Annotated in this window: 15 protein-coding genes; 10 read left to right on the top strand and 5 right to left on the bottom strand. The window is 67.7% G+C overall.

What is annotated here, in order from left to right:
- Positions 1–62 precede the first annotated feature (62 nt).
- Positions 63–950, bottom strand: coding sequence for a sulfurtransferase (locus tag KIK15_RS16885; RefSeq protein WP_214245910.1), 888 nt, complete (start codon positions 948–950; stop codon positions 63–65).
- A gap of 75 nt (positions 951–1,025) precedes the next feature.
- Between KIK15_RS16885 and KIK15_RS16890 the strand changes: the two genes are divergently transcribed.
- Positions 1,026–2,591 carry a molybdopterin-dependent oxidoreductase gene (locus tag KIK15_RS16890; protein WP_307851946.1) on the top strand — a complete coding sequence of 522 codons (1,566 nt, stop codon included), beginning with the start codon at positions 1,026–1,028 and terminating at the stop codon, positions 2,589–2,591.
- Here KIK15_RS16890 and KIK15_RS16895 read toward each other — a convergent pair.
- Entirely contained in the window at positions 2,572–4,179 is a 1,608-nt protein-coding gene (locus KIK15_RS16895) for an MFS transporter (protein WP_214245912.1), read from the bottom strand. The two genes, KIK15_RS16890 and KIK15_RS16895, sit on opposite strands and share 20 nt — an antisense overlap.
- A 186-nt stretch (positions 4,180–4,365) precedes the next feature.
- Here KIK15_RS16895 and KIK15_RS16900 point away from each other — a divergent pair, with 186 nt between their 5' ends.
- The 4 genes from KIK15_RS16900 to KIK15_RS16915 all read left to right on the top strand — a co-directional run bounded on the left by KIK15_RS16900 (position 4,366) and on the right by KIK15_RS16915 (position 14,154).
- Positions 4,366–5,400, top strand: a complete 1,035-nt coding sequence (locus tag KIK15_RS16900) for a glutathione S-transferase C-terminal domain-containing protein (RefSeq protein ID WP_307851947.1) — start codon at positions 4,366–4,368, stop codon at positions 5,398–5,400.
- Positions 5,397–6,170: a hypothetical protein gene (locus KIK15_RS16905; protein WP_250324885.1), complete on the top strand. Its 774-nt coding sequence runs from the start codon at positions 5,397–5,399 to the stop codon at positions 6,168–6,170. The genes KIK15_RS16900 and KIK15_RS16905 overlap by 4 nt, the downstream gene beginning before the upstream one ends.
- A gap of 53 nt (positions 6,171–6,223) precedes the next feature.
- A complete protein-coding gene (locus KIK15_RS16910; RefSeq protein ID WP_374222873.1) occupies positions 6,224–10,132 on the top strand; it encodes an ABC transporter ATP-binding protein in 3,909 nt (1,302 codons plus the stop codon).
- A 251-nt stretch (positions 10,133–10,383) separates the two neighbouring features.
- A complete protein-coding gene (locus KIK15_RS16915) occupies positions 10,384–14,154 on the top strand; it encodes a multifunctional oxoglutarate decarboxylase/oxoglutarate dehydrogenase thiamine pyrophosphate-binding subunit/dihydrolipoyllysine-residue succinyltransferase subunit (RefSeq protein ID WP_250324896.1) in 3,771 nt (1,256 codons plus the stop codon).
- A gap of 22 nt (positions 14,155–14,176) precedes the next feature.
- On the opposite strand, the gene KIK15_RS16920 is transcribed toward KIK15_RS16915, so the two are convergent.
- Entirely contained in the window at positions 14,177–14,776 is a 600-nt protein-coding gene (locus tag KIK15_RS16920) for a TetR/AcrR family transcriptional regulator (protein WP_214245914.1), read from the bottom strand.
- 72 nt (positions 14,777–14,848) lie between these two features.
- Between KIK15_RS16920 and KIK15_RS16925 the strand changes: the two genes are divergently transcribed.
- The 4 genes from KIK15_RS16925 to KIK15_RS16940 all read left to right on the top strand — a co-directional run bounded on the left by KIK15_RS16925 (position 14,849) and on the right by KIK15_RS16940 (position 18,653).
- Positions 14,849–16,357 carry an NAD(P)/FAD-dependent oxidoreductase gene (locus KIK15_RS16925; RefSeq protein ID WP_214245915.1) on the top strand — a complete coding sequence of 503 codons (1,509 nt, stop codon included), beginning with the start codon at positions 14,849–14,851 and terminating at the stop codon, positions 16,355–16,357.
- A gap of 13 nt (positions 16,358–16,370) precedes the next feature.
- Complete coding sequence (locus KIK15_RS16930) at positions 16,371–17,198, top strand: SDR family oxidoreductase (protein ID WP_214245916.1); 828 nt, start codon at positions 16,371–16,373, stop codon at positions 17,196–17,198.
- A gap of 83 nt (positions 17,199–17,281) precedes the next feature.
- On the top strand, positions 17,282–18,127 hold the full coding sequence (locus KIK15_RS16935; RefSeq protein WP_214245959.1) for an alpha/beta hydrolase: 846 nt from the start codon (positions 17,282–17,284) through the stop codon (positions 18,125–18,127).
- Positions 18,128–18,206: 79 nt separating this feature from the next.
- Positions 18,207–18,653, top strand: a complete 447-nt coding sequence (locus KIK15_RS16940) for a hypothetical protein (protein WP_214245917.1) — start codon at positions 18,207–18,209, stop codon at positions 18,651–18,653.
- A gap of 36 nt (positions 18,654–18,689) precedes the next feature.
- Here KIK15_RS16940 and KIK15_RS16945 read toward each other — a convergent pair whose 3' ends face one another.
- Positions 18,690–19,640: a glycine betaine ABC transporter substrate-binding protein gene (locus KIK15_RS16945; RefSeq protein ID WP_250324898.1), complete on the bottom strand. Its 951-nt coding sequence runs from the start codon at positions 19,638–19,640 to the stop codon at positions 18,690–18,692.
- Positions 19,641–19,804: 164 nt separating this feature from the next.
- Between KIK15_RS16945 and KIK15_RS16950 the strand changes: the two genes are divergently transcribed.
- The gene (locus KIK15_RS16950) at positions 19,805–20,872 is read left to right on the top strand and encodes a magnesium and cobalt transport protein CorA (protein WP_214245919.1); all 1,068 of its coding nucleotides are present in this window, start codon (positions 19,805–19,807) and stop codon (positions 20,870–20,872) included.
- 2 nt (positions 20,873–20,874) lie between these two features.
- Here the strand turns inward: KIK15_RS16950 and KIK15_RS16955 are convergent, their stop codons facing one another.
- Complete coding sequence (locus KIK15_RS16955) at positions 20,875–21,462, bottom strand: suppressor of fused domain protein (RefSeq protein WP_214245920.1); 588 nt, start codon at positions 21,460–21,462, stop codon at positions 20,875–20,877.
- Between the last annotated feature and the right edge of the window lie 11 nt (positions 21,463–21,473).

Genomic DNA, 21,473 nt, shown 5'->3' on the forward strand with positions numbered 1-21,473 from the left:
AAACCGTACGGTCGGGCACTGACACAGCCCGGTATCTCGGCGTCCGCGCGCCTGATCAGATCTCAGCCAGGGTCAGATCCGGTGGCGATGACCCGCTGCGGCTGGGCGCAATACTGTGACCACGAACCCGGGTACAGCGCCGCCGCGATCCCCAGGGTCTCGAGCACCGCCACCTCGAAGCAGGCGGTGACACCCGACCCGCAGTACACCCCGACCGCACTGCTGGCCCCCGCCGCACTGCCGACACCCACCGCACTGCCGACCCCCACCGCCTCGAAGCGCTGCGCGACATCGCGGGAGAGCCGGCCGGCATCGTCGGTCAGGTCGGTCACCGCCACGTTGACCGCGCCCGGGATGTGACCCGGCCGCGCGTCCATCGGTTCCTGCTCCCCGGTGTAGCGCGGCGCGATGCGGGCATCGACCAACACTCCACCGGCGCCGGGCAGCGCAGCGGCCTCGTCGGCGTCCACAGTCGGCATCGCCGGGCCGCCGGTGAACACGCCCGGATCGAGCGGCGCCGTCGTGGGGGTGTCGTCGGTCCCTGACACCACCGGCCGGCCATCGGAGATCCAGGCCGCCAGTCCACCGTCGAGGATCGACGCATCGCCCACCCCCGCCCACCGCAGCATCCACCAGGCCCGACCAGCAGCGAGCCCGTCCCAGTCGTCGAGCACGATCACCCGCGACTGCGGCCCGATCCCGTTGCTCACCAACCACATTCGAAAGGTGTCGAGTTGGGGTAGCGGATGCCTGCCGGTGTCGGGGCCGGCCGGCGCAGCCAACACGGTGTCGAGGTCGACGTAGACCGATCCCGGAATGTGTCGGGCGGTGAAATCGGCGCGGCCGTCAGGCTGATCCAACCGCCAGCGGACGTCGAGAACATGCGTTGTACTACCGCCGACCACATCTGCGGCAGCCACGAACGGGGCGGGGACACGATCAGCAGACATGGACGCCATCGTAGGTGGCTGCCACCGCCGGACGAGGAAGCGACCGCAACACCGCCGATGTGGATACTGGGACCGGTGAGCAGCGGAATCAGACAATCGACCCGGCCTCTGCGCGCGTTGGGCGGGGTGATCGCCGCCGGCGTCACCCTCGGGGTGGGTCAACTGGTGGCCGGCTTCTTCGATCGGTCGGCCGCACCGCTGTTCGCCGTAGGCGCCACGGTCATCGACCACACCCCCAAACCTGTGCGCGAGTTCGCCATCGACACCTTCGGCACCGGCGACAAGGCCGCCCTGCTGGTCGGGATCGGGGTGATCGTGACGGTCGTGGCCGCCGTGTCGGGCCTGCTGGAGACCCGGCGGCGGTGGTGGGGTTCGGCAGTGTTCGCGGTGTTCGGGCTGCTGGGCGTGGCCGCCGCAGTCAGCCGCCCGCAGGCCGACAGCGCCTGGTTCCTGCCGTCGGCGGTGGGCATCGCGGTGGGCATCGCGACCCTGCGCCTGATGGTCGCGCGCCTCGATCCGGCTGGACTCACCGCGTCAGCGCATCCCACCGCCGACGCCGACGACGCGTTGACCTCGCAGGGGCGACGGTCCTTTCTGATCGGGGCGTCCGGCGTGGGGGTGGGTGCCGCCGTCGCCGGGTTCGCAGGTATCGGCGTGGACAACGCCTTCAACAGCGCCGATCGCGACCGCGAGAAGTTCGCCGTGCCCAGCGCGGTGAACGACGAACCGATCGCGCCCGGCGAATTGACCTCCACCGGCGGACGCACCCCGTTCATCACACCCAACAACGACTTCTACCGCATCGACACCGCGCTGCGACCCCCGCAGGTGACCAGCGGTTCGTGGGGACTGCGCATCCACGGAGAAGTCGAACGCGAGGTGAAACTGACCTTCGCCGACCTGCGCCGGATGCCGGCCATCGAGAAGATGGTGACGCTGGCGTGTGTGTCCAACGAGGTGGGCGGAGACCTGATCGGCAACGCCGTCTGGACCGGCTATCGGCTGCGCGACCTGCTGGCGATGGCGGGGGTGAAGCCGGGCGCGGACATGGTGCTGTCGGCGAGCACCGACGGCTTCACCGCAGGCACCCCGCTGGAGGCGATGACTGATGACCGCGACTCCCTGCTGGCGGTGGCGATGAACGGTAAACCGCTGCCCATCGAGCACGGATATCCGGCACGACTCGTGGTGCCGGGACTGTACGGATATGTCTCGGCCACCAAGTGGGTGACGTCGCTGGAGGTGACGCGATTCGCTGATGCGACCGCGTACTGGACCACACGCGGCTGGTCGGCCAAGGGTCCGATCAAGACCAGTTCCCGCATCGATGTCCCCGCCGACGGCGCATCGGTGCAAGCCGGGTCGGTGACCGTGGCCGGAGTCGCGTGGTCGCAGCCGCGGGGCATCAACGCCGTCGAGATCCGGGTCGACGACGGCGCGTGGCAACGAGCCACGCTCGAGGGCCCCGATGTGCCCGACGCCTGGCGCATGTGGACGTGGACGTGGTCTGCCACCCGCGGTGATCACAAGCTCACGGTGCGGGCCTTCGACGGCGAGGGTCGACAGCAGTCTGCGGTCGTCTCACGACCCGATCCCGATGGCGCCACCGGGTTGCACACGATCAGCGTGACGGTGCGCTGACCACTCCGTCGTCGAGATCGACGGGCCCGGCTGCGGCCTGTGGGCCAGATGTCGGCGCCACGGGCTTGCCGCCCAGGCCGGCGGGCCGGGTGAGAAACAGTGCGGCCACTGTGCCCACCAGCAGGATCGCCGCAGGCAAGAACATCGACTCTCCCATGGCAACGGAGAAGCCTTCGCGTGCGAATGCCGGGATCTGGCCCTGTCCGGAGGCCTGCTGCGCATCGACTCCGGGCAGCTGTGCCGCCAACCGCGACTGCACCAGCGCACCCACGGCGGCGCTGCCCAACACCGAACCGACAACCCGCAGGGTGTTGTAGACGCCGGCCCCGGCGCCCGCCTGGGTCAGCGGCAGGTTACGGGTGGCGGTGGCGGCCAGCGGGGCCCAGATGCCCGCATTGGCCACACCCATGAAGAACATCGGGATCAGCAGCTGCCAGACCGGGGTCTCGGGTCGGGCGATGATGCCGAACGCGACGATGGACACGGCGTTGAGCAGCAGGGCACTGGCGATGATCACCCGCGGATGGACGTTGTCGATGAGTCGGCCCACCACCGGCGCGAGCAGACCGGTGGTCAACGCCATGGGCACGCTCACCAGCGCCGAGCGTGTCGGCGACATCCCGCCGACGAGCTGCAGGAAGAAGATCTGCGGGACAATCATGCCCGATGCGGCGAAGCCCATCGTGGCGATGCCCAGGATCGACAGGGAGAAGTTGCGGTCCCGGAACAACGACAGCGGCACCAGCGGCTCGGTCCGGATCTTGCTCTGCCACCACACGAACACCGCCAGCACCGCCAAGCCGACACCGATCAGCGACCAGATCCAGCCGGCCCAGCTGTACTTCTCGCCTTCCTGGATGGCGAAGACCAGGGCGCCGAGACCGATGGCACTCAACGCCACCCCGATGAGATCGAAGGATCGGTTGGTGGTCTCGATGGCAGGCACCAGACGCCACGCCAACACCAGGCCCACCACGCCGATCGGGACGTTGATGAAGAAGATCCACTCCCACCCGAGGTTGTCGACCAGGACACCGCCGAGCAGCGGACCCACCAGGGTGGCGACACCGGCCGTGGTCCCCCAGACGCCCATCGCGGCGCCCCGACGCTCCGGCGGGAACATCCGCGTGATCAGCGACATCGTCTGCGGGGTGATGAGCGCCGCGCCCAACCCCTGCAGGGCGCGGGCGGCGATCAGCTCACCGATCGATCCCGACAGACCACACCACACGCTGGCCACGGTGAAGACCACCAATCCGGCCTGATACACGGTCTTGGGTCCCAGGCGATCACCGAGTCGACCGGTGACCAGCAGCGGGACCGCATAGGTGAGCAGGTAGATGCTGGTGACCCAGATGACGCCGTTGAGGTCGGTGTCGAGGCTCTCCTGGATGCGCGGCTGAGCCACAGCCACGATGGTCATGTCGACCAAGATCATGAAGAACCCGAACAGCAGCGCGACCAGCGCGGGCCACGGACGATCGGTGACCGGGACGAAGACTGGACGAGCCGGCGGGAGCGATGCGGCGGACGAGTCGCCGCGTGCTGCAGCGGGGTGTCCCTGGGATGTGGAATCGGTGGACGACATCTTCTCGACCTCTTGTTCTCTTCGTTGTCGCAGGAGATTGCCGTGCGCCCACAGCGCACCGTGACCTCAACGGTGGACCGGGCATGATTATTTCGCAACCAAAATGTTTTCCGGCCGCAGCGCGCCCGATCGCGGCGGTGGCTCGAGCACCCGATCGTGTCGGTGCGGCCCGCTAATCTCGATGTGGTGACCAGTCAAGAGCAGAACACCCAGGGCAAGTACGTCGAACCGGGAGGCGAGTTCGTCCGCGACACCGCCTACATCCAGACGCGGATCACCGCCGACGGCGCCGACGGATACCCCGTCGAGGCCGGCCGGTACCGCCTGGTGGTGGCCCGCGCCTGCCCCTGGGCCAACCGGGCGATCATCGTGCGTCGACTACTCGGCCTCGAATCGGCCATCTCGATGGGGCTCTGTGGCCCCACCCACGACGCCGACAGCTGGACCTTCGACCTCGATCCCGACGGACTGGACCCAGTGCTCAAGATCCCGCGCCTCAAGGACGCCTACCTCACCCGGTTTCCCGACTACCCCAAGGGCATCACCGTGCCTGCGATGGTCGACATCCCCACCGGCGCGGTGGTCACCAACGACTATCCCCAGATCACCCTCGACTTCTCCACCGAGTGGACCGCATTCCACCGGCCCGGCGCGCCGGAGCTGTACCCCGATCGGCTACGCGACGAGATCGACACGGTGAACCAAGGCATCTTCACCGAGATCAACAATGGCGTGTACCGCTGCGGTTTCGCCGGCAGCCAGTCGGCCTACGAGGCCGCCTACGACCGGCTGTTCGCCCACCTCGACGTCATCTCCGAGCGCCTGTCGAACCAGCGATACCTGGTGGGAGACACCATCACCGAAGCCGACGTACGGCTGTTCACCACGCTGGCGCGCTTCGATCCCGTCTATCACGGACACTTCAAGTGCAACCGCAGCAAGCTCTCCGAGATGCCGGTGCTGTGGGCCTACGCTCGCGACCTGTTCCAGACCCCCGGATTCGGCGACACCACCGACTTCACCCAGATCAAGCGGCACTATTACGTGGTGCACCGCGACATCAACCCGACCGGTGTGGTGCCGAAGGGACCCGACCTGCGGTCCTGGCACACCCCGCATCATCGCGAGGAACTCGGGGGGCGTCCGTTCGGTGACGGCACCCCGCCGCCGCCGCCCCCGGCCGGTGAGGTCGTACCCGAGCAGGATTGGGCGCCGCGATGACCGCGGACAACTCCTCCGCGCGATCTGTGAGCGGCGGGGCCGTCGGGCCGAACAGCGGCGGGGCCGTGGCAAAGATCATCGACCACGCCCAACGGTTACAGGCGCCCGCGGTCGCGGCCTACGTCCGTCGGCTCCGCGCGGCACACCCGAACGACACCCCGGCACAGCTGATCGAGCGTCTCGAGAAGCAGTATCTGCGCGCCGTCATCGGCTCCGGAGGTGCCGTGGGCGCAGCCGCAGCAATCCCGGGTGTGGGCACGGTGGCCTCGCTGGCCGCCATCGGCGGTGAGTCCGCGTTCTTCATCGAGGCGTCAGCTCTGCTCGCCCTCGGTGTGGCCGAGGTGCACGGCATACCGGTGGACCACGACGAGCACCGAAAAGCGTTGGTGTTGGCCGTGATCCTCGGCGAGGAGGGCATCATGGCCCTGGCCAAGGCGCTGGGCAGCCGGACCACCCCGCTCAAGCAGGTGGCCGGTGGCGCCATCCCGCTGCCTGCGCTGGGACGGATCAACCGCATGCTGCTCAAGCGGTTCATGACCAAGTTCGCCGCCAAGCGGGCCCCACTCGTCGTCGGCAAACTGCTGCCCGCCGGCATCGGTGCCGCCGTCGGCGGGGTGGGTAACCGCATGCTCGGGCGTCAGATCATCGACAACGCGCGCACCGCATTCGGCCCGCCGCCCGCCCACTGGCCGATCGACGGCCAGGTGATCGACCTGCCGCAGACCGACAACGCCATCAGGGAGCCGCGTGTGACGCCGGAATTGCCTTGAGCCGCCACTGGATCAGGCGCCTGGGACGTGATTGGGCACATGATCGCAGGCTGGTGGGGATCACGATCTTGGCCACCGTCGCCGGGGTGTCGATCGAGGTGTCGCTGCCGCTGGTGATCAAGTCGGCTGTCGATCTGGCCACCGGGCATCGGACCACGGGTCCGTCCATCAGCACAGTGGCGGCAATCATCGCGGCGCTGGCCGTGGCGCGCTACGGCTGCACATTCACCCGACGACTCATCGCCGGACGTATCGCGGTCGACGTCCAACACCGTTTGCGCACAGCCATTCTGGACACGCTGTTCCGACTCGACGGGCGCGCACAGGACTCGATCATCACCGGGCAGATCGTGTCCCGATCGATCACCGATCTGCAGCTGGTGCAGGGTTTGCTCTCGTTGGTCCCGCTGTCGTTCGGGGCGGCGGCGCAGATCGTGGTGTCGCTGGTCGTCATGGTCTTCCTGTCCCCGGTGCTGACCCTGGTGGCGCTGGTGGTGGTGCCCACCGTGGCCGCTACCGCGACGGTGATGCGCAAGCGACTGTTCGCCGCCACCTGGTCGGCCCAGCAGGCCGCAGGTGATGTGGCTCAGCACGTCGAGGAAACCGTGACCGGCGTACGTGTGGTCAAGGGGTTCGGGCAGGAACGCCGGTCGGTCGACGAGCTGATCGGTTGGGGTTCGGTGCTGTTCGCCAAACGCATGCGCAGTACCCGGATCAACGCGGTGTTCACCCCGACGATGAACGCCGCCCCCCAACTGGGCCTGGTCGCGGTGATCGCGGTGGGCGGCGTACTCACTGCCAACGGCACCGTGTCGGTGGGCACGTACCTGGCGTTTGCCACCTACGTCTCGACGATGGCCGGCCTGGTCCGCATCCTGAGCAACCTGGTGGTCAGCGGACAGCTGGCCCGGGCTGCGGTAGAACGGGTCTACGAGGTGATCGACCACCCGCGCGATCGCCTGCTCTCGGCGTCGCGCCGGATACCCGCAGGCCCGGTGGGTGTGCGACTGCGCGATGTGGGCTTCACCTTCCCCGACCCGTCGCCACGGTCGGATCCCGACGCCGCGCCGGGCGAGCCCTCCAGAACACCTGTCTTCGACGGTCTGGACCTGAGAGTCGCCCCAGGCGAATGCGTCGCTCTCATCGGTGCTCCCGGATCGGGCAAGACCACCCTGGCCGCCCTGCTGAGCGGGTTCTACCAAGCCGACCGAGGGTCCATCGAGTTCACCTCTGACATCGATCGCGACGCCGATGTGGCGATAGACGAGGTGTCACGCGAGTCGCTGCGCGAACGGGTGGGCGTGGTGCTCGACGACCCATTCCTCTACTCCGACACCGTGGCCGCCAACATCGCGGTCGGCGCAGACCGCGGACGTCTCGACGACCCCGACGTGCGAACCCGGATCGTCGAGGCCGCCCGCGCCGCCCAAGCCGAAAGGTTCGTCGGGGAACTGGCCGACGGCTTCGACACGGTGGTCGGTGAACGCGGACTCACCCTCTCGGGTGGCCAGCGTCAGCGCATCGCCCTGGCCCGCGCCCTGTTCGCCGATCCGTCGGTACTGATCCTCGACGACGCCACCTCCGCAGTCGACGCCACCACCGAGGGACAGATTCTCAGCCGCCTCCGCGCGCGCGGCGACCGCACGATGATCGTGCTGGCGCATCGTCGTTCCACACTCACCCTGGCCGATCGGGTGGCGGTCATCGACGGCGGCCGGGTGGTCGCAGATGGCACCGTCGAACACCTCGACGCCCACAGCGCGCTGTTCCGGTCGCTGATGACCAGACCCGAGGTGGCCGCAGGCAGCCCAGATGCGAGCGGGTCAGGCAAAACCGGGTCAGGCGCACCCTCCACCGGCGATGACCCCGTCGTCGACCTGGACCGACTGTGGCCACCCACCGAGCAGCTCGACGCACCTGCCCCTGCCCCTACCCCTGCCCCTGCCCCTGCCCCTGCCCCTGCGAGGTTCCGTGCCTCGAGCACCTCCACAACGCGACCCACGCCTCGGCGACGCGGCGGGGGCGGCGGGATCGCCGGAGGTCTGGGGTCGATGGCCCCCACCCCCGAACTGCTGGCTGCGGTGGACGCCCTGCCGCCCGCTGACGAAGACCCGAAGGTCGACGTCGACGCTGCGCGCGCACCCGACCCGATCTTCTCGCTGCCGCGCATGCTCGCACCGGTGCGAGCGCTGCTGGTGGTGGCCTTGCTCGCGGTCGCGCTGGACACCCTGACCAGCCTGGGGTTTCCCACCGTGGCACGCGCGGTGGTCAATGCCGCCACCTCCGACGACCTGACCTCGATGTGGTGGGCGTGCGCGGCCGGGGTGGTCCTGGTCGGGCTCGGCTGGCTGGCGCTGGCCGTGGTGACGCTGGCCAGCGGTCGCGCCGGCGAGCGGGTGTTGTTCGCGTTGCGGGTCCGCAGCTATGCCCACCTGCAACGCCTGGGCCTCGACTACTTCGAACGTGAACTGTCCGGGCGCATCATGACGCGGATGACCACCGACATCGACGCGCTGGCAACATTCCTGCAAACGGGTTTGACCACTGCGATCGTGTCGGTGCTGACCATCGTCGGGGTGGCCATCGCCCTGGTGGCGACCGACGTGACCCTGGGGGCCAGCCTGCTGATCATCTTCCCGGTGCTGTTCGTGGCCACCGGGGTGTTTCAGCAGTACAGCTCGCGGGCCTACGCCCGCTCACGGGAATTGATCAGCGCGGTCAACGCCGACTTCCAGGAGAACGTCAACGGGCTGCGCACCACGCTGGGCTACCGCAACGACGAGCTCGCACGGCGCCGGTTCGCCGAACGGTCCCTGGACTACGCCCGCTCGCGGATCGCCTCGCAGCGGGCCATCGCGACCTACTTCCCGTTCATCATGTTGATGTCGGATCTCGCGACGGCGGCTGTGGTGGGCATCGGCGCGCATCAGGTGGCGCAGGGCACCACCAGTCCGGGCACCCTGATCGCATTCACCCTCTACCTCGGGATGCTCTTCGGACCCATCCAGCAACTCTCACAGGTGTTCGACGGCTACCAGCAGGCCGCAGTCGGACTGCGCCGCATCGGTGACCTGCTGCGCACCCCGAGCAGCCTCGCGCCGGATCGGGAGTTCGACGAGGACGACGGCCATCTGCGCGAGCGCGGCGATGCCGTCGCGGTGCCGGCGCATTTCCGCGGACACGCACAGCTCGACGACGTCACCTTCCGGTATCAGTCCGCCGCCGGCGACGCGCTGCGCAACGTCTCACTCGACATCCCCGCAGGTACGTCGCTGGCTTTGGTCGGTGAAACCGGCGCGGGAAAGTCGACCATCGTCAAACTGCTGGCCCGCTTCTACGACCCCACCGCCGGTGCGGTGCGGATGGACGGCGTGGACATCCGGCGGCACCGACTGCACGACTATCGAGCTCGCCTCGGCGTGGTTCCTCAGGAGCCGCACCTGTTCACCGGGACCGTCGCCGACAACATCGCCTACGGGCGGCCCGACGCGAGCCGCGCCGAGATCGCCCGGGCGGCCGCCGCTGTCGGTGCCGCAGACATGATCGCCGGCCTGCGCGGCGCGATGCGGCACCCGATCGGTGAGCGCGGGCGCGGCCTGTCCGCAGGGCAACGGCAACTGATCGCACTGGCCCGAGCCGAACTCGTCGAGCCCGATCTGCTGCTGCTCGACGAAGCGACCGCGACACTGGACCAGGCCACCGAACACCAGGTGCTCGAGGCGGGTGCGCACCTGACCCGAGCCCGTACGTCGGTGATCGTCGCTCACCGGCTGGCGACTGCGGCGCGCGCCGACCGGATCGCGGTGGTCGCCGACGGTCGCATCGTCGAGTCGGGAACCCACCCCGAGCTGCTGGCGTTGAACGGACGGTACCGCCGACTCTGGGACTCGGGGCTGACGCGACTCGACGATGTCGAACTCGACCATCCCCTCGACGGCGCCGACGCGGTCGGCGCGCGGTGAACCGTCGGACGCCGGACCTATATGCAGTCGTGATCGGCGAGGATTAACCTTTCACCGTCGGACGTTGTGCCCGATGACCATGTGGGCATGTCGACAGCGGCGCGAGCACGCGACCGAGATCGCCACCACCGGCATCACCCGACACCCGCAGTGATAGACGACGACTTCAGACGATCAGGGAATAGAGGCGAGATTCTGCCGTGAGCAGTTCGGTGTCAGATTTCGGACAGAACGAGTGGCTGGTCGACGAGATGTACCAGCGCTACCGAGACAACCCCGACTCCGTCGACAAGAGCTGGCACGAATTCCTCGCCGCCTACACTCCCGGCGGCAGCAGTGGGAACGGCAGCGGCAGCCCAGCCGCCACCAGCAACGGTGCTGCAACCAACGGCGCCGGAACCCATCAGACAATCGCCCCCACGCCCGCTCCGGCGGTACCGAACGCATCAGCCCCGACCGAAGCTGTACCGACCGAAGCTGTACCGACCAAGGCCGCCGCCGGTCAGGCCGTCACCAGCCGAGACGCCTCCGGGGTCACCGCGGCACCCGCCCCGACCACCGTCGCCGCCAAGCCGGCCACCCAACCGGTGTCTGCGCCCACTCCCCCGCCGGCGGCGGCTGCTCCCGCTGAACCGACCGCTCCGGCGCAGGACTCGGCCAAGGTGTTGAGAGGTCCGGCCGCGGCCATCGCCCGCAACATGTCAGCCTCGTTGGAGATCCCCACCGCCACCAGCGTGCGCGCGATCCCGGCCAAGCTGATGATCGACAACCGCATCGTCATCAACAACCACCTCGCACGCACCCGCGGCGGCAAGGTGTCGTTCACCCATATCCTCGGATACGCAATCGTGCAGGCGGTCAAGGCTTTTCCCGGGATGAACCGGCACTTCGCCGAGATCGACGGCAAGCCCAATGCGGTCGCCCCGGCGCACACCAACCTCGGCCTGGCCATCGATCTGCCCGGCAAAGACGGTTCACGATCGTTGGTGGTGGCCGCCATCAAGGAGTGCGAGACCAAGTCGTTCACCGAGTTCCACGCCGCCTACGAGGACATCGTCCGCCGGGCCCGCGACGGCAAGTTGGGAGCCGACGACTTCGCCGGCGTCACCATCTCGCTGACCAACCCGGGCACCATCGGCACCGTGCACTCGGTGCCGCGCCTCATGAAGGGCCAGGGCGCCATCATCGGTGCCGGCGCGATGGAGTACCCGGCCGAGTTCCAGGGCGCCAGCGACGAGAAGTTGGCCGAGATGGGCATCGGCAAGTTGATGACGCTCACCTCCACCTACGACCACCGCATCATCCAGGGTGCCGAGTCGGGTGACTTCCTGCGCACCATCCACAACCTGCTGATCGACGACGCGTTCTACGACGAGATCTTCCGCGGGTTCCACATCCCCTACGAGCCCATCCGCTGGCGCAAGGACATCGCCGCCACCTCGGTGGACAAGAACGCTCGGGTGCTCGAACTCATTGCCGCATACCGCAATCGCGGTCACCTGATGGCCGACATCGATCCGTTGATGATCAACAGCGATGCCCGCAAGGCTCACCCCGACCTCGACGTGCTCACCTACGACCTCACGCTGTGGGATCTCGATCGCGAGTTCACCGTCGGCGGCTTCCACGGCCAGGACCGGATGAAGCTGCGTGATGTGCTCTCGGTGCTGCGCGACTCCTACTGCCGGCACGTCGGCGTGGAGTACACCCACATCCTCGAACCCGAACAGCAGCAGTGGATTCAGGACCGGGTGGAGATCAAGCACGTCAAACCGACGGTGGCCGAACAGAAATACATCCTGTCCAAGCTCAACGCGGCCGAGGCTTTCGAGACGTTCCTGCAGACCAAGTACGTCGGGCAGAAGCGGTTCTCCCTGGAGGGCGCCGAGTCGGTCATCCCGATGATGGATGCCGTCATCGACCAGAGCGCCGAGCACGGCCTGGTCGAGGTCGTCATCGGCATGCCCCACCGCGGTCGACTCAACGTGCTGGCCAACATCGTGGGCAAGCCGTACTCGAAGATCTTCACCGAGTTCGAGGGCAATCTGAACCCCTCGCAAGCCCACGGGTCGGGTGACGTCAAATACCACCTCGGGGCGCAGGGCCGGTATTACCAGATGTTCGGCGAGAACGAGATCGACGTCTCGCTGACGGCCAACCCCTCCCATCTCGAAGCCGTCGACCCGGTCCTCGAAGGCCTGGTGCGCGCCAAGCAGGACCTGCTCGACTCCGGCACCGAGACGTTCTCGGTGCTGCCGCTGATGCTGCACGGCGACGCCGCGTTCGCCGGTCAGGGCGTGGTGGCCGAGACGCTGAACCTGGCCATGCTGCCCGGGTACCGCACCGGCGGCACCGTGCACATCGTGGTCAACAACCAGGTCGGTTTCACCACCGCACCCGAGCACTCGCGGTCATCGGAGTACTGCACCGACGTGGCCAAGATGATCGGTGCGCCGATCCTGCACGTCAACGGCGACGACCCCGAGGCGTGCGTGTGGGCGGCGCAGCTGGCGGTGGACTACCGCCAGGCCTTCCACTCCGACGTGGTGATCGACCTGGTCTGCTACCGCCGACGCGGCCACAACGAGGGCGACGATCCCTCGATGACCCAGCCGGCCATGTACGACGTGATCGACACCAAGCGCGGGGTCCGCAAGTCCTACACCGAGGCCCTGATCGGCCGCGGTGACATCTCCACCAAGGAAGCCGAGGACGCGCTGCGCGACTACCAGGGCCAGCTGGAGCGCGTGTTCAACGAGGTGAAGGAACTCGAGAAGTTCACCCCGGCGCCCAGCCCGTCGGTGGAGTCCGATCAGCAACTACCTGCGCAACTGACCACCAGCGTCGACCGTTCGGTCATCGAGGCCATCGGCGACGCGTTCGGTAACGTGCCCGAGGGCTTCGTGGTCCATCCGCGCGTCAAGCCGGTCCTGACTCGACGGCTGGAGATGTCGCGTGAAGGCGGCATCGACTGGGCCTTCGGCGAGTTGCTCGCGTTCGGCTCGCTGGTGAACGAGGGCCGCCGAGTTCGCCTGTCGGGCCAGGACTCTCGTCGCGGCACGTTCACCCAGCGACACTCGGTGATCATCGACCGCAAGGACGGTGCGGAGTACACCCCGCTCAACCAGTTGGTGCAGACCGAAGGCGAGCAGGCCGGCGGCCAGTTCCAGGTCTACGACTCGGCGTTGAGCGAATACGCGGTGCTCGGCTTCGAGTACGGCTACTCCGTGGGCGACCGGGAGGCCCTGGTGCTGTGGGAGGCGCAGTTCGGCGACTTCGTCAACGGCGCGCAGTCGATCATCGACGAGTTCATCTCCTCCGGCGAAGCCAAGTGGGGACAGCTGTCGAACGTGGTCCTGCTGCTACCCCACGGTCACGAGGGCCAGGGTCCTGACCACACCTCGGGACGCATCGAGCGGTTCCTGCAACTGTGCGCCGAGGGATCGATGACGGTCGCGGTCCCCTCCACTCCCGCCAGCCATTTCCACCTGCTGCGTCGTCACGCCCTCGACGGCATCAGCCGTCCGCTGGTGGTCTTCACCCCGAAGTCCATGCTGCGCAACAAGGCTGCGGTCTCACCGATCGAGGAGTTCACCGACGGCAAGTTCGTGTCGGTGCTCGACGACCCGTCGTTGTCCGACGATGCCGCCCGCGCCGCAGTCACCCGGGTCCTGCTGGTCAGCGGCAAGCTCTACTACGAGCTGGCCGCCCGCAAGGCGCAGGACGGTCGCGCGGACATCGCCATCGTGCGCGTCGAGCAGCTGTACCCGATTCCGCATCGGCGGTTGGCCATGACGATGGAGCGCTACCCCAACGCCACCGAGTTCCGCTGGGTGCAGGAGGAGCCGGCCAATCAGGGCGCCTGGCCGTTCTACGGTCTGGCCCTACCGGAGATGCTGCCGGATGTGTTCGGCGGCAAGCTCTCTCGCGTGTCGCGGCGCCCGATGTCGGCCCCGTCCTCGGGGTCGAGCAAGGTGCACGCCGTCGAGCAGCAAGACATCATCGACCGCGCCTTCGGCTGATCGCCGGGCGCACGACAATCCGTCAGTCCCGCGTCGCTGCCAAGGCCAGCAGTGGCAGCGACGCGGTGATCAGGTCCAACAGCTCGGTGCGGGTGACCTGCTGGGTGCCCGCGATCCAGGCCACCGTCACCTCCTCGACCATGGCCAACCACCCGTACACGCTGAGCACCATCAGATCGGTCGGTTCCAGACCCAGGTCGGGGGCTCGATCCAACACTCGTCGCGCCATCACCTCGCGGGTCTGGGCGAAGACCTCTTGCATCGGTCGCTCGGCGCCCAGCGGTCCCCGTAACAGCCCCACGTAGGCGTTGCGGTTGCGATCGACGTAGTCGATGAAGGCCGACATCGACTCACGCAGCATCGCCATCGGATCATCAGCGGTCACGTCGGGTTCGGTGCAGGCGAGCAGGCGACGGCTCTGCTCCTGCGCCAGCTCCAGGACGTAGTCCTGTTTGGACTCGAAGTAGTGGAACAGCAGCGCGCGCGACACCCCGACCGAGTCGGCGACGGCCTCGATGGTCAGCTGCTCGAGGGGGGTGTCGGCCAACAGCCCGATGCCGTGTTCGATCAGTTGCTCACGGCGCGCCTGCGGCGTCAACCGCGTGCGCTTGGCTTCGGTCATGGACCCGAGCTTACTGACCACAGTTCAACAAGGCTATTGACGAACGTTCAACAGGGTGCCAGGATTCTTCTCATGAACGTTGTCAAGGTTGCGATCGTCGGCGCCGGATTCTCCGGCATGGGTGCGGCCATCAAACTGCAGCAGAACGGTTTCGAGGACTTCCTCATCATCGATCGAGGCGTCGACTTCGGTGGCACCTGGCGCGACAACACCTACCCGGGTGCTGCCTGCGACGTGCCGTCACACCTGTACTCCTACTCCTTCGAGCTGAACCCGAACTGGTCGCGCTCGTTCTCCAAGCAGGCCGAGATCCACGCCTACATCAACGAGGTCGCCGCGAAGTACGCGCTGGCGCGACGGACCCGCTTTCGCACCGAGGTGACCCATGCCGAATGGGACTCCGCGGCCGGCGTCTGGGTGATCGACGTGACCCACCCCGACACCGGGTCTGCGCAGGTGCGCGCAGAGATCCTGGTCGGCGCGATCGGGCCGCTGTGTGAACCCAAGCTGCCCGACATCGAGGGAATCGACAGCTACCGCGGGCAGATCTTCCACTCGGCGCGCTGGGACCACGAGTCCGATGTCACGGGCAAGCGGGTGGCGGTCATCGGCACCGGCGCCTCGGCCGTGCAGATCATCCCCGAGCTCGCGCCGACGGTGGGCCATCTCGACGTCTACCAGCGCACCGCACCGTGGGTGCTCCCGCGCGCAGACCGCCCGTACACCGCCGCTGAGCATTGGCTGTTCCGCAATGTTCCTGGTGCGCAACGCCTTTCCCGGTCAGCGATCTACTGGAGCCACGAGCTGGTCTCGTTCGGCCTCACCTACCGTCCGAACGCACTACGTCCGGCGCAATGGGCTGGGGCACTCAACATCCGTCGCGGCATCTCCGACCCGGTCAAGCGCGCGAAGGTCACCCCGTCGTTCTCGGTGGGCTGCAAGCGCATGCTCCTGTCCAACACCTACTACCCCGCGTTGGGTCGCGACAACGTCGACGTCGTCACCGATCCGATCGCGAAGGTGACCGCCACCGGCATCGTCACCCGCGACGGGGCACACCGAGAGGTGGACGCGATCGTGGTGGCCACCGGCTTCCACGTCACCGACTCCCCCGGGTTCGACCACATCGTGGGCCGTGAAGGCAAGAGCCTGGCCCAGGTGTGGGCCACCGACGGCATGAAGGCCTACAAGGGAGCGATGGTGCACGGGTTCCCGAACATGTTCCTGATGATCGGGCCGTCCACCGGACTGGGCCACACCTCCATGGTGTTCATGATCGAGTCGCAGCTGAACTATCTGGTGGACTATCTGCGTACGGTGACCTCTGAGCAGATCACCCGCACCGAGGTGCGCGCCGAGCGGCAGCGCGATTACAACGAGCGCATCCAACAGACCCTGGGCACCAGCGTCTGGGAGAACGGCGGTTGCGCAAGCTGGTACAAAGATTCCTTCGGCAACATCACCACGCTGTGGCCGGGATTCACCTTCAATTTCCGCCGGGCGACGAGGTCATTCGACCTCGACGCCTATGACACCGCCCGCGGCTCCGACCGGATCACGATCGGCGCCACGACAGCCTAGGGAGACCCATCTCGTGAAGAACTTCGCCGGCAAAGTGGCCGTCGTGACCGGTGCCGCATCCGGGATGGGGCGCGACCTGGCCCTGCAGTTGGCCGACAAGGGTGCGCGACTGGCCATCTCCGACATGAACCCCATCGGGCTCGAGGAGACCACGGGACTACTCGAGGCGTCCGGCGCGCAGGTGCACTCACAGCTGCTCAACGTGGCCGAGCGGGAAGCCGTGCTCGACTACGCCGAAACCGTCGCCGCGCACTTCGGCAAGGTCAACCTGGTGTTCAACAACGCAGGCATCGCCCATCACGGCGAGGTGGAGCGCACCGAGTTCAAGGACTTCGAGCGGATCCTCGACGTCGACTTCTGGGGCGTGGTCAACGGGACCAAAGCGTTCCTGCCGCACCTGATCTCCTCCGGCGACGGGCACGTGGTCAACACGTCGTCGTTGTTCGGGATCCTGGCCATGCCGGGCCAAAGCGCTTACAACGCAGCCAAGTTCGCCGTGCGCGGGTTCACCGAGTCGCTGTATCAGGAGATGCGGATCGCCAAGCATCCGGTGTCGGTGAGCTGTGTGCACCCCGGCGGGATCAAGACCGCCATCGCCCGCAACGCCACCGTCGCCGAAGGCAAGAACGCAGGCGAATTGGCCGAGTTGTTCGACCGGACCCTGGCGCGCACCACCTCGGCACGCGCGGCCGAGATCATCCTCAAAGGCGTGCAGAAGAACAAGGCCCGCATCCTCGTCGGCCCCGATGCGGTCGCGCTGGACCTGCTGGTCCGACTGGTCGGCGCCGGCTACCTCAAAGGTGCCGCGCGGCTGGCGGGCGCGACGCTGAAGGATCGGTGACAGCACTCGTGGTCTACCGTCCGGCCGGCCCCACCTTCCCCATCGGCGTGGTGGAGCCGCTGACCAAACTCACCTACCGCGTGATGTTGCATCCGCGCCTGCCGCTGTCGATGCAGCGCGCCCTGGCTGACCGCGCCCTCGAACTCGAGCCGCTGCCCGCCGACGCCCGCGTCAGCCACATCACGCTGGGTGGCCGTCCGGCCGAGGTGGTGACGGTGGGCAGCGCCACGCGGGCCGGCGGAGCGCGCGCGGTCCTCTATCTGCACGGCGGCGGCTACACGATGGGTTCGCCTCGCTCGCACCGGCGTTTGGTGGCCCACTTGGCCGCCGTCACCGGGGTCACCTTTTACTCGTTGCACTATCGGTTGGCGCCGGAGGATCCGTGTCCGGCAGCGGTGATCGACGCGGTGGCCGCATTCCGCGACCTGGTCGAGCACCACGGCATCGATGCCGAACACATTGCCATCGCTGGTGATTCGGCGGGAGGTGGCCTGAGCGTGGCCACCGCCCGCCGACTCATCGACGACCACGGCCTGCACCCGGCCGCGCTCGGACTCATCGCGCCGTGGGTGAACCCTGGCGATGTGGACGAGGCCAGCTACGCCACCGAGCTGGTGGCGAACTACCGCTGGGCACAGGCCTGCGCGGACGCCTACCTCGGGGGCGGCGACCCCGGCGACCCCCGCTACGCCCCACTGCTGGGCAACCTGTCCGGGTTGCCACCCGCCATCGTGCACGTCGGGCGGCGGGAGGCGCTGCACCGGCAGGTGAGCACCTTCGTCGACGCGCTTCGTGCGGCGCAGGTCGAGGTGGAATACGTCGAGTTCCCACGGCTGTGGCATGTAGGCCATCAGCAGGCCGGGATGCTGAAGGAAGCAGCCGACGCCGTCGAGGCACTCGGCACGTCGCTGCGGGCGCATCTGGACTGAACATCCATACGAGAACGGTTAGCATGGTCACTCAGCATGCCCACCGGAGCTGTCTCATCAGCAGAATTCGAGAAACCTCATGACCATCCCCGGCCCCGGCCAGTATCCGCCCCCGCCCGGGTACGGGGCGCCACACAGCCCCTACTCGGGGCAGTCGCCGCACGCCCACCCGGGTCAGGGCTATCCGGGTCAGGGCTATCCGGGTCAGGCACAGTACGCACACAACCCGTACGCCCCACCGCAGCACGGCGCCCCACCCGGCGGCCCGATCTTTCGCGCGGTGTTCACCGAGCACACCGGCATGCTCATCCTGTGGTCGGTTCGACGGGTCACGGTCACCGGCACCGTAGCCCAGTGCGAGGCCGAGTACCGGCGGGCGCAGGCGCACTGCCTGGTCGCGGGTTGGTGGAGTGTCGTCTCGGTCCTTCTCATGAACTGGGTTGCGTTGTTGAGCAATCGAAATGCCATCTCCCGGGTGCGCAAGCAAGCGGCACAGCTGCAGCAGGGATCTGCCCCCTACGCATGATCGTCGCCCCGTCGAGGGCCACGTACGCCGAGTGGGTCAGAGGTTGTGTTCGGCCAACCATGCCCCGACCACGGCCGCTCGGGAGGCCGGGTCATCGGTCACCTGCTGCGCCATCGTGGCCAGATCGGCAGTGCTCAGTTCACCGGCCACCTTGTTGATCGCCTTGATCTGATCGCGGCTCAACGCGGCGGTGGAGAACACCGGGAGTAGATCTTGCGCTCGGATCGCCGGTTGCTGGGCCGGATCGACGGTCACCGGATAGGTGATGGTGCCACGCGGATCCGCTGCGGGCGTCGTGTCGGCCAACGAGCGCAGGGCTGGATCGTTGCCGACCGTCGACAGGGTGGAGATCAGTGCCGCAGCGCGGCCCGCGGCCACCTCAGCGGTCAGCTCCGACACCGTCGCTACCACCCGGGGCGGCGCGAAGCGACAACCCACCCGGTCCAGCGCCCGCAGCACCGACGGGTCGGGGGTGGTGGTGACCAGCAGTGGGAGGGCGACCGGTAGCCGGCCACAGTCGGCCAGCGCCGGATCGCCCGCCGCCTGTGCCACCGCCGCAGACACCACCACCTGCAGCTGATCGGTGACCGTCGTGGCGTCTCCCACCGAGACTCCCTGCGGCAGAGCCGCATTGAGCTCTCCGTAGACGGCGTCTGTGGCGGTGGAGGTCGATCCGGGGGCCAGCTCGGTGAGCAGGGCACCGCTGAAGGCCGGGAACAGGTCGACTCGCTGCTCGTCGAGGTCGGCGAGCAACGCACCGTATGACCCCGACACCATCTCGTCGGCGACTCGAGCCCCGGTGTGGCGCAACACCTCGGCGTAGATCTGGGCGGCCACCCCTGCGGCGGTACCGGGCGCCGAACCGACCACGAGCGGCTGCGCTGACGGGGTGGTCGAACCGCATCCGGTGAGCATCGACAGCGACAGAACCATCGCGGCGGCAGACAGGACCGGCGCGAGACGGCGCGCAGATCGGTCGGTCGACATCACGCGCACCACGGTAGTGCACCGATGGCCGCAAGCCCCCCGATGCGCCCGTGGCCCCACCCACCGTCGCCCACCCACCCGTAGCATGGCCTCGGACCGCTGAGGCACCGGCGTCGCATTCGACTCCGGTTCTCCCCGGGCCCCGTTCGTCGAGGAGGTCGATCATGCCTGCCATCCCATCGCTGCGTTCTGGTGGCCCGCACGCGCCGCGACCCCGAGTTCCCATTCCGCCTGCGCGTGCCGTCGTCGACTGCGCGGTCTACGTCGACGGCGTGCGTCAGTCAGGTCGCCGCGGATACGCCGAGGCGCTCAACGAGGTGCGCACCTCCGGGCAGGGATTCGTGTGGGTGGGTCTGCACGCCCCCGACGACCGCCAGATGGAGGGAGTGGCCGAGACGTTCGAGCTGCACGAGCTGATGGTCGAGGACGCCGTCCATGCCCACCAACGCCCCAAGCTCGAACGCTACGACGACACGCAGTTCATCGTGCTGCGCACGGTCAACTACGTCGAACACGAGTCGTTGACCGCTGCCAAAGAGGTGGTGGAGACCGGTGAGATCATGATCTTCGTCGGCCGTGACTTCGTGATCACGGTGCGCCACGGCGACTTCACCCATCTCGCCGGGGTACGCAGCGAACTCGAGAAGCGACCCGACCGGCTGGCGTTGGGCCCCTATGCGGTGATGCACGCCATCGCCGATCACGTGGTCGACACCTACCTCGACGTGGTGGCCGCGGTGGAGAACGACGTGGACACGTTGGAGGAGAGCATCTTCTCGCCTGGCCGGGCCGTCGACATCGAACCCGTCTACCTGCTCAAACGCGAGATCACCGAGTTGCGTCGAGCGGTGGCCCCGCTGACCACCCCACTGCAACGACTCACCTCACCGCAGAACAACCTGTGCCCCAAGGAAGTTCGGCGATACCTGCGCGACGTGGCCGATCATCACACCAACGCCGCCGAGCAGATCGCGACCTTCGACGAGGTGTTGACGTCGCTGCTCGAAGCGGCCTCGGCCAAGATCGGCATCCAACAGAACACCGACATGCGCAAGATCACCGCCTGGGTGGCCATCGCCTCGGTACCGACCATGGTTGCGGGCATCTACGGGATGAACTTCGACAACATCCCGGAATTGCATTGGAAATACGGGTATTTCATGGTGCTGGCGTTCCTGGCCCTGGTCTGTACCGGGTTGTGGCGCACGTTCCGTCGTAACAACTGGCTGTGACCTCAGTGGTCACCGAGATCGGCGGCCACCCGGGTCGGATCGGCCGGGTCGATTCCGGCCTCGGACCACGCAGCGCGTAACGCCTGCACCCCGCGCAGCCGCACCCACGCGGCCTCATTGGCCGTCACCGGCACCGCACGCAAGAACCGCACCGGCGACATCGGTTCAGGCAGTGGGCAATCCGGTGTCGAATCGGGTTCGAGGACCACCGCGCTGAAGGCCGCGCCCGCCCACAGGGGTTCACCGATGTCCATCAGGGCATCGGGGCTGAGCACCAGACCCTCGACGGCCGGGGCCGCGGCGACAACAGCCAGAGTCCGGTGCAGGCCGGGAAGATCGGCGAGACCGGCAATGCGCATCACCACCTCCGCGCGCGGGCCGCGCACCGGATCAGCGGAAAGGTCCTCGGGGTCGTTCATCGGATGCCGGGAACAGCCCAGTGTCGCGTACACCAACCCCGGCGGCTCGACCACGAACCGCAGGACGTCGATCGGTTCGACGCCGAGGAAGGTGACCGAGGCCCGCTGCGGGCTGCCGCTGAATTCGCGTGCCAGATGCTCGGCCACCGATTCGACGACGGATTCGCTCACATCAGACAGTC

The organism is Williamsia sp. CHRR-6, from assembly GCF_018474015.1.
Taxonomy (GTDB): Bacteria; Actinomycetota; Actinomycetes; order Mycobacteriales; family Mycobacteriaceae; genus Williamsia_A.